Genomic DNA, 8,115 nt, shown 5'->3' on the forward strand with positions numbered 1-8,115 from the left:
AAATCGATAGTGATCTCCTGACCGCCAGTCGCCGACTTCGCACGCGCCATGCCTCAGCCCGTATCTGGGCAGAGCGCATTGGCTACAACGCCGTCTATGCCGTTGGAGGTACACGCACACGGACAACGGTGCCGTGACGGGAGCAGTGCAAAACCTGCAAGCCTGCCTTACCGTTCATCTGATTCTCCCCGATGCTCGCCAAGTCGGCTTAGAATTCGTTGTGGATACTGGCTTTGAGGGAGCCCTCGCACTTCCTTTGGAGACAATAGCACAGCTTAAATTGCCATTTGAACTAGAGCTAGACTCCGTTCTCGCAGATGGCAACGCCGTTCTCACACCCGTCCATAGCGCAACCATACTCTGGCAAAATAAACGGATAGATGTCGCTATTCTTGGCTTGGGTGAGCGCCCTCTTCTGGGTACTGCGCTTCTGGCAAGTTACCGCCTCACTGTAGATTTTTTAGAGAGCGGCCAAGTTACGGTTCTGCCCATCACTGCGTAGGTTCACAGCTCTCGCTCTTCTTGAATAAGATAGGTCTCTGGAGTACGCACATAGGCACGGTAGACGACGGTTTTGTGGAAATCCAGCATATCGCGAAGGCGGTCGTAGAGAGCGGGGTTGGTTACACGCTCTAAAGCTTTATCACGCTCGACAAAATCGACTTCTAGGCTCTCAGGGCTGGTGGCAGGCTTGCCTTCAAGCCACGCGCAGAGGAAGCCAAACATGACGGTATGCGAGTGCGTGGTGGAGTAGACCCCGACGAGGTCATTAACCTCGACGGTGACACCCGTCTCTTCCTGAATCTCGCGAACCAGCGCTTGCGTGAGGCTTTCGCCCTCTTCGACCTGGCCACCGGGAAACTCCCAGCCACGCCGCGGGCTTGGTTATGTTACTCTGCCTGTAGTTTTCCCTTAAGGCGACGTGCGGCGATCCAGAGATTGTAGTGGTGGAAAAAATACCGTAAGCGCTTCACAAGCCAGTCGAAGCTGCGAGCAAACGAGGCACTGCGACGAACCTGGTAACTAACACGGTGGCGAATCGCAGTATTGACTCCCTCAACAACACTCGTACCACCACTGCCTTTATCACATTGGAAATGAAAAGATTCAGGGATTAAATTTTCATAGACAACATAGCCGTCTGTATACTTTTGCTTCAATCCATAGGAGCGGGGAATTTTGTTATACATTTCACGACCGGTTTTTTCACTGCGATCTCCGACAGAGAAAGAAACGACTTGACTTGTATTAAAAGAGACTGCGATCCAAATCCATAACTTATTCTCTTTAGAGCCAACATATGTCCATTGTTCATCTAATTCTAAAGAATCATCGAATCTAGTAGGTAGTAAAGTCTCTTTTAAATCTGGTAAATCTTCGCTTTTTTTTCGAGAACTTTGTAAACGGTGCTTGCACTACACTGAGCGACTCGGCATATTCCACGCATTGTTGTTCTTTCCAGTAATTCTCGTGCAATAAGTTCTTCTTTTTCGGAAGTAACTCGCCTTGTTTTTGGCTGAGTCGCGAATGTTTTACTACAGTCCTTGCATTTATATCGCTGAGTCTCTGCATCAGATTTACCCGATTTGATAACAGGTTCTGCCTTCTGGCAGTGGGGACAAATTATAGAAGAAGTGACCATAGTTCCATTATCGGAAACGACCACCCTAAACTACAGGCTGAGTAACATAACCGCGGGCTTCGGATCAGCAAAACTCTTCCTACAAATGATCTTTTTGAGCAAAAAATGAGTAGTTTTTAGTCTGGTTTATGGTTAGCAAACTGTATACACTTGGAAAACCATGAAACCGTCACAACGCCTTGTCATTGGACGGCAGCGAGAGCTTGCTCTATTTTGCGATACTCTGAAAGCACCACAGCTTCCCTTTAGCCTTCTAAATCTTCATGGCCCTGGAGGGATTGGCAAGACAACTCTTCTGCATGCCTTTCTCCAAGAGTGCGAAAAGGCGGAGATTCCCTGCTTGCTTCTCAATGCACGGCTCCTCGATTCACAACCCACGGCGTTTCTGACAGCAACTCAGGCACTTCCCACGGATAGTCGGTGTGTACTCATCATTGATACTCTCGAAGCCCTCTCGCCTGAACGAGAGACTTGGCTCCGAGACAGCTACATTCCCCAGCTCTCTCAAGAAACGCTCGTCGTGCTCTCAGGCCGTCTTCCACTTGCCACAGCCTGGCGTCACGATCTAGACTGGAACACCCGTCTGATTAGCCTTCCTCTCCGCAATCTGAGTGCTGAGGATGCAAGGGCCTACCTAGCCCATCGCGATGTTGCCCCAAGCTGGCACAGCAGTGCCCTGGCTTTTACCCATGGCCACCCTCTTGCCCTCGTCCTCACGGCGGATCTCTATCACCAGCGCACCGGAGCTCTGCCTCTAGAGCTTCAACATCCCCCTGGGCTCTCTCCCTCGATTGTCCAAGTGCTCTTAGAGAATCTCCTGCAGCCCGAACCAGAGCCCCATGCACGCGCTGCTTTAGAAGCCTGCGCTCTGCTCCGAGTAACCAATGAGGTCAATCTTGCCCATATTCTTCAGGATAAAACGGCGGATATCCCTAAGCTGTTTGCCTGGCTACGGAGCCTCTCCTACATCGAGTTAGAACCACGCGGGTTGGCTCTCCATGAGATTGTGCGCGAGTGTCTTCTGGCCGACCTGCGCTGGCGTAATCCCGAGCGCTACGAGACGCTGGGGGGACGGGCGCGGGCCTACTACATCGAGCGTATCTGGCACGCCACCGACGAGGAGCAGCCCTCACTCCTACTGGACTATATTTTCCTGAGCCACGGTAGCCAGGTCGTCCGGGCAATCTTCGAGAACCACGATCCCCAGAGAGCCATTGCACAAGTGACTACAGTTGGTGATGTGCAGGGTCAGAGCGCACTGGTAGCCCTGGTTCAGAAACACGAGGGCGATGAGTCGGCGAGCTGGCTCCGCTACTGGCTCGAAGCCTTTCCTCAGGGAGCACGGATTCTACGTACCCCTGAGCAACCCGAGCCTCTGGGCCTTTTGTATGGCATCCCACTGGAGCAGCTCTCCGCCACGCAGCGTCGTCAAGACCCTGCTATTGCCGCTGCCTGGCAGTATTTAGAGGCCACTGCTCCCTTGCAGCGGGGGGAGTGCGCCACGTACTTTCGCTTCTGGATCGTGCACGATAGTTACCAGAATATCTCTCCCCTACAGCTCCTACTCTTTGTCCAAAAAGTTCAGCTCTACCGGGCAACGCCACGGCTGGCGTTCTCGTTTTTTCCGGTCGCCGACCCTGGTATGTGGGGAGGTGCTCTGTCCTACGCCGGACTGAAGCGCATTGAGGAAGCGGATTTTACCGTCGGAGGACGCTCCTATGCCGTCTTCGGGCACGACTGGCGGCTTGTCTCCCCCACGCGCTGGCTGACACGCCTCGCCGAGAGCGAGCAGCAGCTGATTGGCAACTCCACGCTCCAGCGGCGTGATCTGCCCACTCCTCTAATTGCTCTGAGTGAGGAAGACTTTCGCACCGCTGTGCACCAAGCGCTTCGGGCTTTCACCCGCCCCGAGGCACTTGTCAGCAATCCTCTTGCCTTCTCACGCTTAGTCAGAAACCGCGCCCCCCAGAGTACCTCACCACAAGAGCGTGGGCGCGTGCTAAAAGCTCTGATTGAGGAAGCCTACGAGGCTCTCCAGACAGTCCCGCGTCAGAGCCAGCTGGCCCAGGTTCTTCTACAGACCTACCTCCAGCCAACGGGGAGTCAGGAAAAAGCGGCCGAGGAGCTTGGCCTTCCCTCCAGTACCTTCCGTCGCTATCTTCGCTCGGGAGTGGAAGAGCTCACACGCATTCTCTGGCGCGAGGAGACAGGCGTGTTTTCTGGAAAAAATGAGCAAGAAATGAGCAATGGGTGAGCACGTTCTGGTCTGGTATCCCCTCTCCATAAACTTTATCCTGAGAGCACGCTGGTAAGCCTACCAGTGCACTAAAAGGAGGATTTTTATGGTCTCACCGCTTCGGCAACTTGCTCTGGTGAGCGTGACTCTGCTGGCTCTGGTTCCCCTTCAGGCGGCTCACGCACAGGTCAATGTTACAGGTACTCGTACCGGGTCATTTGTCTACACATTCAGTGTCTTCAATGGCAGTAACGCAACTCTGGCAGCACTCTCACTCGACATTCCCGTCAACTCCACTCTCACCAATCTGGTGGCTCCAACGGGCTTCCTGATCGCCTACGATGCCAATCCCGCACTTGATGGCTCGCTTCCAGGGCGAGTGGATTTTCTTGAGGATGCAGACCCGTTCACTCTACAGGCATTTGATATGCTCACTACCATCTCGGGGTTTAGCTTCGAGAGTGGGAGCTCGTTTGCCCCCTCAACCTATGTCGGCCTTGATATCAATGGAACGAGCTATCTTCCCCCTCCGGGCGGCGTCACGTTCCCTGGTGTCACCGTACTGACAGCGGCACCAGAGCCGGGCACACTAGCCCTGATCACCCTGGCAGGCGTACCTGCCGCTCTCCTTCTGCGCCGCAACCGCCGTGGCACAGCTTCTCTCCTCACCACGAAAGGAACTATCTCGTCATGTTAGCAACTTCCCGACGGCAGCAACCGCTTGCCGTCTTACTTGCCAGCTCGCTGGCTCTCGGCGCCGGTTTTCTGGTGCCCCAGCAGGCACAGGCCTCCAGCCACAGTGATGCCCCGCTGAGTAAGCTCGATCCTCAGACCAACCTCACCGATGTCTACGCCTTTATCCGCACCCGCCCCGGTGGCGAGCGAGTTCTGGTCTGTGAGGTCAGTGTCCGCCCGTTCTCCGAGCCCGGTGATGGCGTCCTCTACGATGCCTTTGCCTCGGATGCGCGCTATAGCATCCATATCACCAACCCCACCACAGGAGGGGAGATCCAGCGCTACGACTTCCAGTTCTCTCCGGTGAGCAGCGCTGCTGGTGCCTACAAGAACTTAGACACCATCTTGCGCTATGGTCGCGGCACCGCCGTGGGGCCTATTCAGGACGTGGGCGATGTGCGCCAGAACTTCACCCAGACCTACTCCGTCACTCGCGTGATGGGCAGCACCTCAACTCGGCTCAATAGCACGCCGCTCCTGGTTCCCCCCTACAATACGGGACTGGCAACACCGTTCTACAACGATATGAATGGCCGTGCGGTCTCGGGAGCAGTCAACCGGATGGCCCTGGATAAGTACACCTTCCAGACCACCTACGATCTTCCGGCAGTGGGCATGGGTACCGGAGGTGGCAACACGGTCTTCTGCGGCTCCCGCGAGGACGGCTTCTACGCCGACACCCCCGGTATCTTCGATCTCCTAAACTCCAGAATTCTGGGAAGCACGCTTGGCCAGGCTGGCGGGGGCGTGGATGGCTTTAAGGGCTTTAATGTCCTGCACTACGCCATCGTGATCCCACTCAGCGATCTACCGTCACTGCCCTACACGGCTGCGTTCTCGGAAGGTGCTGCCAATGGCGTGGGGGTCTATGCCTCCGTGAGCCGCCCGCGCATCACGCTTCTCTCCACTAGCGGCGATCCAACGCCCTCAGGTCCCTTTGTTCAGGTCAACCGCCTCGGCAATCCCCTCTTCAACGAGGTGCTCGTGGCAATGCGCGACAAAGACCGCTACAACCGCTCCGCCCCGACAGGTGATGCGAGCTTTAGCACCTACGCCCTCAACCCCGAGGTCGCCGTTCTGATCAATGCGGTCTATGGCACGAGCTTCGCGACAACGGGCCGTGCGGATCTCCAGGCAGTCTACATCCCCGATGTGATTCGTGTGGACACGACAACGGGAGCCGCACGTGTCTCGGGAACAGCAGGCTTTAATCGCCTAGGCTTCATTGGAGGAGACACGCTCACCAAGTCCAATGGCAATAGCATTCCTGGTGGCTGGCCCAATGGACGGCGCTTCGGTGACGATGTGGTAGATATCGCCCTGACAGCCGTGGCAAGTGGCCCGACCTACGCTACGGTGACGGTCGTGGGAGATAATATCGCCGCCAACGACCAGGTCTACAACCAGACGTTCCCGTATGCCGCAACGCCCCACTCGGGCCTGCGCAATAGTAAGGACTCCGGCCCTAACGTCGGATTCTAGCACGCTCTCTCCCGAAGCCACGACAGCGGCTTCGGGAGAGTTTTCACTCTGAGGTCCCCATGAAAACGTCATCTTCACACGCTCCGAACCACCGCCTTTTGGTGCTAATTCTTGCCGCCAGTGGTGGCGCGGCTGTCCTCGGCTGGGGTCTGAACGCCCGGAGCGCCTCATCGGCAGCTCGCACAGCCCCCTCGCCTGTAGCTCTTCTCGCTGCCATCCCCTCACCGTCCGGCACGCCCACGCCCACCCAGGCCGAGATCCAGAAGTGGAAGGCAAAGGCGCAGCAATCGCCCGAAAACCCCACCCACTGGCTCAACCTCGGCGATGCGCTGATGCAGGCCGCACGCGAGAGTGCCAACCACCAGTACTACGACGGAGCCGAGAAAGCCTACCAGCAGACTCTGGCGCTCGCGCCACAAAAAAGCGACGCCATGACGGGCCTCGCCTGGGTTTCAGGAGGTCGCCACCAGTTCCCAGAGAGCATTGCCTGGGCCCAGAAAGCCCTCGTGCTCAACCCCTCCGATAGCGCCGCCTACGGCCTGATCGGCGATGCACAGATCGAGCAGGGGGCATACAAAGAGGCGCTTGTCAGCTATCAGAAGATGCTCGATATTCGACCCGACCTCTCGTCATACAGCCGTGGAGCACAGGTGCTCTACCTGCTGGGAGACACGCGCAAGGCGATGTGGCTGATGACCAAGGCCATCAAAGCGGGCGGTGCCCACTCCGAAAACACGGCTTGGTGCAACGCAAAGCTCGCTGAGATGCTGCTGGGAGAAGGCGCGGTCTTGCCTGCCGAGAACCTCCTCAAGGACGCGCAAAAAGTCTCCCCAAACAGCTACGCAGTACTTACCGGTCTAGGACAGCTCAAAATGGCAAAGGGGCTCTACCCTGAGGCCATTGCGCTCTACGAAAAAGCCGTCACACTCGCCCCACAGCACGCAGGCCTTGTCGCCCTGGGTGACCTCTACTCCCTCACCAAACAAGAGGCGAAGGCGGAGGAGACCTTTGCGCTGGTGGAGAGGCTGCACGAGGAGCACAAGAAGCTCGGGAGCCAAGACGAGCTCTACATGGCCCGCTTCTTCGCCGAGCACAGCCACCAGCTTCCCCGTGCCCTCGCCCTCGCGGAGGCGCATCGTGAGGCCAAGAACGCGGTCGCTGCTGACACAGTCGCCTGGTGTTTTTATAAAAACGACAAGCTCCCCGATGCCAAAGCCGCCATAGACCGCGCACTCGGCGCAGCAACTCCCGACTCTCCGGTGCTCTTTCACGCGGGGATGATCTACGCAAAGCTGGGGGAGAGAGAGACGGCAAAGCGGTATCTCTACAAAGCCCTCAGCCGAAACCCCTACTTCCGTGTGGCGGATGCCCAGCTCGCGGCGGAGACTCTTCAGGCACTGGGCAGCACCGCGCCCCCCATTCCTGAGGGCGGCGTGGCACTTGCCTCGGGGAAATCTCAGTGAGCACAAAAGCACTATTTCATGTGCTCCTGGTGCTGCTCTGTGGCGTCTTTGGGCCGAGCCTTGCCTCGGCCCACGACATCCCACGCACCCCACTAGAGCTCCTGCTAAGCGACTCTGGAGCCGATGCCATTGTCACGTTTTCCCTCAAAGCGTTCGTCACCGACTATCCTGCCTTAGAGCTAGAGGGAGAGCTTCTCCAGAGGGCGTTGGAGAAAAATCAGGGGGCAATGGAGCGGGCCGTTGCCGCTCGCATAATACTTCGCGCGGAGGGAAAAGCACTTGTCGCCGTGCCGGTTGGGACAAGCACGTTCCTGCCCGAGCGTAAAGTGCTTCGCCTCGTACTGCACTACTCCTGGGAAAAGCGCCCCATGCAGCTAGAGCTGGAAGCCGGCAACCTCTTTCCCGTAGATCCTGAGCACCGCGTCTTTGCCAGCGTGTCGGAGGCAAGCTCACACGCACTCCTTGCCGAGAGCGTTCTCAGCGCCTCACAGCCCGTCTTCGCCTACCAACAAGGCAGCTCACAGAGCGTCTTTTCGGTGATTCGGCAGTTCGTTCGT

The 8,115-nt window shown here is 57.0% G+C and carries 7 protein-coding genes and 2 pseudogenes; 6 read left to right on the forward strand and 3 right to left on the reverse strand.

What is annotated here, in order from left to right:
• The first annotated feature begins 133 nt into the window (after positions 1–133).
• The gene (locus tag RMO15_RS14940; RefSeq protein WP_309714216.1) at positions 134–502 is read left to right on the forward strand and encodes a clan AA aspartic protease; all 369 of its coding nucleotides are present in this window, start codon (positions 134–136) and stop codon (positions 500–502) included.
• 2 nt (positions 503–504) lie between these two features.
• On the opposite strand, the pseudogene RMO15_RS14945 reads toward RMO15_RS14940, so the two are convergent.
• The 3 genes and pseudogenes from RMO15_RS14945 to RMO15_RS33295 all read right to left on the reverse strand — a co-directional run.
• Positions 505–867 (reverse strand): annotated as a pseudogene (locus RMO15_RS14945) (NUDIX hydrolase); the annotation flags it as partial.
• Between the two features lie 23 nt (positions 868–890).
• Positions 891–1,310: pseudogene (locus RMO15_RS14950) on the reverse strand (IS1 family transposase); the annotation flags it as partial.
• A gap of 50 nt (positions 1,311–1,360) precedes the next feature.
• Complete coding sequence (locus RMO15_RS33295; RefSeq protein ID WP_369016119.1) at positions 1,361–1,642, reverse strand: IS1 family transposase; 282 nt, start codon at positions 1,640–1,642, stop codon at positions 1,361–1,363.
• 160 nt (positions 1,643–1,802) lie between these two features.
• Between RMO15_RS33295 and RMO15_RS14955 the strand changes: the two genes are divergently transcribed.
• The 5 genes from RMO15_RS14955 to RMO15_RS14975 all read left to right on the forward strand — a co-directional run.
• Positions 1,803–3,896, forward strand: coding sequence for an ATP-binding protein (locus RMO15_RS14955; protein WP_309714218.1), 2,094 nt, complete (start codon positions 1,803–1,805; stop codon positions 3,894–3,896).
• An 88-nt stretch (positions 3,897–3,984) separates the two neighbouring features.
• Positions 3,985–4,575: a PEP-CTERM sorting domain-containing protein gene (locus tag RMO15_RS14960; RefSeq protein ID WP_309714220.1), complete on the forward strand. Its 591-nt coding sequence runs from the start codon at positions 3,985–3,987 to the stop codon at positions 4,573–4,575.
• Positions 4,569–6,095, forward strand: a complete 1,527-nt coding sequence (locus RMO15_RS14965; protein WP_309714222.1) for a DUF4331 domain-containing protein — start codon at positions 4,569–4,571, stop codon at positions 6,093–6,095. The genes RMO15_RS14960 and RMO15_RS14965 overlap by 7 nt, the downstream gene beginning before the upstream one ends.
• A 59-nt stretch (positions 6,096–6,154) precedes the next feature.
• On the forward strand, positions 6,155–7,558 hold the full coding sequence (locus RMO15_RS14970) for a tetratricopeptide repeat protein (RefSeq protein WP_309714224.1): 1,404 nt from the start codon (positions 6,155–6,157) through the stop codon (positions 7,556–7,558).
• Positions 7,555–8,115: hypothetical protein (locus tag RMO15_RS14975; protein WP_309714226.1), on the forward strand; the 561-nt coding region annotated here is incomplete at its 3' end. The genes RMO15_RS14970 and RMO15_RS14975, both read left to right, overlap by 4 nt.

Source organism: Armatimonas sp., assembly GCF_031410135.1.
Lineage (GTDB): Bacteria > Armatimonadota > Armatimonadia > Armatimonadales > Armatimonadaceae > Armatimonas.